We start from the raw sequence: 2,064 nt of genomic DNA on the forward strand, positions 1-2,064 counted from the left end.
ATCCACAGGTCGAGCCCCGAGCGGGGAAGCACCATGGAATATGACCACAGGAACCTTGACCTCTCCGGAGCGCGCCCACGGCGGCGACGGCGAACATCGATCGGATTGGTGGTCGCGTTGATAGCGGCTGTCCTAACGTTCAGCGTCGCACCCGCGGGAGCGGGCGCAGGGGCTCCGTCAGCAGAGGGAATTCAGCCAGCCGAGGTCAATCTCGGCGGGCAGAACAACGACTGTTCGGCCAATATCTCGGGACGATTGCCGTCGGCCGCGACCTATGACTTCCGCATCAGCAATCCACAAGACGGCCAGACATACAACGGACCAGGTGGCGTCAGCTTCACGCTCACGGTGAGCGGCAACGACAAGAATCTTGACTACGTGCTCACCGGACCGGCCGTCGTGTTCGACGTGATCATCAAGGGTGGTCAGAAGTCGCTGCACTACGACTATGACGGCAATGGTGGACCGGGTGGCGCAACGGCCGATCAGGATCTGCATGCGCCCACCAAGGGCAATGGCAGCAATCTCTACAGCATCAGTCATGTGAGCTTCTGCTATAAGGACGCGGTTCCAGTGTCTGGATTTGTGTATGTGGACGAAGATCAGAGTGGCACCAAAAATGGCAACGAGGGCGCTGATGCGCCACGCGTGATTACTGCGTATGTGGGCGCGCCAGTTGTCGGAGCACCGGTTGTTGCTGCGAGCACGACATCAGCAACTGACGGCACCTACACGATGTACCTGGAGGCCGGAAACGACTACACGATCTGCGAGGAGGACATTCCGGACTTCGTCCAAACCGCGCCGGCAAACACGGACTGTACGACCTCGGGCTCGGAGGATGGCGGTCACGCTGTACCGAATCTTCAACTTCCGGTTGGTGGGCTCGACTTCGGCAACGCTCCTCAGATCTGTGGGCAGGTGCTGAGCGTTGACGGGGTCGTGTTCGACGGAAACTTCGAACTCTTCTCCCAAGGAAACGGAGAAGTTGGTTGTGACGACAAGATCGGGACGTTGTTCGAATCTACGGAGGAAGGCGTCAAGCAGTTGAACCTGCCCCTCGTCGGTACGGGTGAGATCGCTGGTATCGGTGTCATCACGAAGGACTTCGGTGCTCCTCCGTTCGTGCCCCTCACGTACGCACAGAGCACAACCGATGGATTCGAAGTGCTGCCCTGGTGCGGGTTGCGAGCCAAGGTTGGAAACGATGGAAACCAGTTCAATCCGTACCTGGCCGATGATTCGATGTATCCGAGCCTCGACGGCGTCACCGACCCGGACTCCGGTGATCCGTCCGTGTCGTGCAAGGTGTCGGAGGATGAGGACGTCGAAGGCACACAGATTACGGTCGTGCTAATCCAGGACGATCCGTTCTGGCAGTAGACTAGCTGGTTCGGTTCTAGGTTGCTTGGACCGGCTCTCGACGAATGCCAAGTTCGTCGATGAGTCGGTCCGTCTCGCTCGACTCGTCAATGTCGACCCCGCGACCTGCGGCGACGGAGATTTCCGCCTTGGCCATGAGCAGCAACGCCTGCTCGTAGAGGACGGCTTGCGCGCGGGCTTGTTCAAGGGCCAGTTCGATTTCGTCGAGCGCTTGATCTGTGTGACCCCGACCAGCGGCAACTCGCGCCCGAAGTCGGCCAAGGGTCGGACCGAACAACTCGAGCAGTTCGTCACCCTCACGGCCGGCGTTGTCGATGAACTCCTGGGCTGCCGCCAGGTCGCCTTCGTCGAGTTTCACCTCGGCCAACAGCAGTGTCGCGTTGAGTACGTTGAGTGCCTCGCCGGCGGCGGCGGATCGGTCTCGCATCTCAAGTAGCAGGCTCTCCGCAATGAGAAGATCGCCGCGCCGCAGCGAGAGTCGGGCGAGTTCGCTTTCAACAAATGACATGGCGGGGAGGTGCCCTGAGGCGCGGAGTACTCGCAGTGCCGACTCCAGCATCGGTTCGGCCTCGTCGAATCGGCGTTGATTGATGAGTACTTCGCCGACGTTGGCGCTTGCGATGGCCGACCCCACGTCGTTGCCGCTCTGTTGGGCGACTTCGCTGCAGCGTTCGTAGGCGT

2 protein-coding genes are annotated in these 2,064 nt (G+C 60.5%); one reads left to right on the forward strand and one right to left on the reverse strand.

Features of this window, described 5'->3' with window-relative positions; all coding sequences use genetic code 11:
- Positions 1–33: 33 nt before the first annotated feature.
- Positions 34–1,383, forward strand: a complete 1,350-nt coding sequence (locus HKN37_05420; GenBank protein ID NNE46083.1) for a hypothetical protein — start codon at positions 34–36, stop codon at positions 1,381–1,383.
- Between the two features lie 16 nt (positions 1,384–1,399).
- On the opposite strand, the gene HKN37_05425 is transcribed toward HKN37_05420, so the two are convergent.
- Positions 1,400–2,064, reverse strand: a 665-nt coding sequence (locus HKN37_05425; GenBank protein NNE46084.1) for a hypothetical protein, incomplete at its 5' end; no start/stop codon positions are given.

This window comes from Rhodothermales bacterium (assembly GCA_013002345.1).
Taxonomy (GTDB): domain Bacteria; phylum Bacteroidota; class Rhodothermia; order Rhodothermales; family JABDKH01; genus JABDKH01.

What these genes read in the sequence shown, in the direction of transcription:
- HKN37_05420 (NNE46083.1), top strand. Translation starts at nt 34, where the DNA reads ATGGAATATGACCACAGGAACCTTGACCTCTCCGGAGCGCGCCCACGG.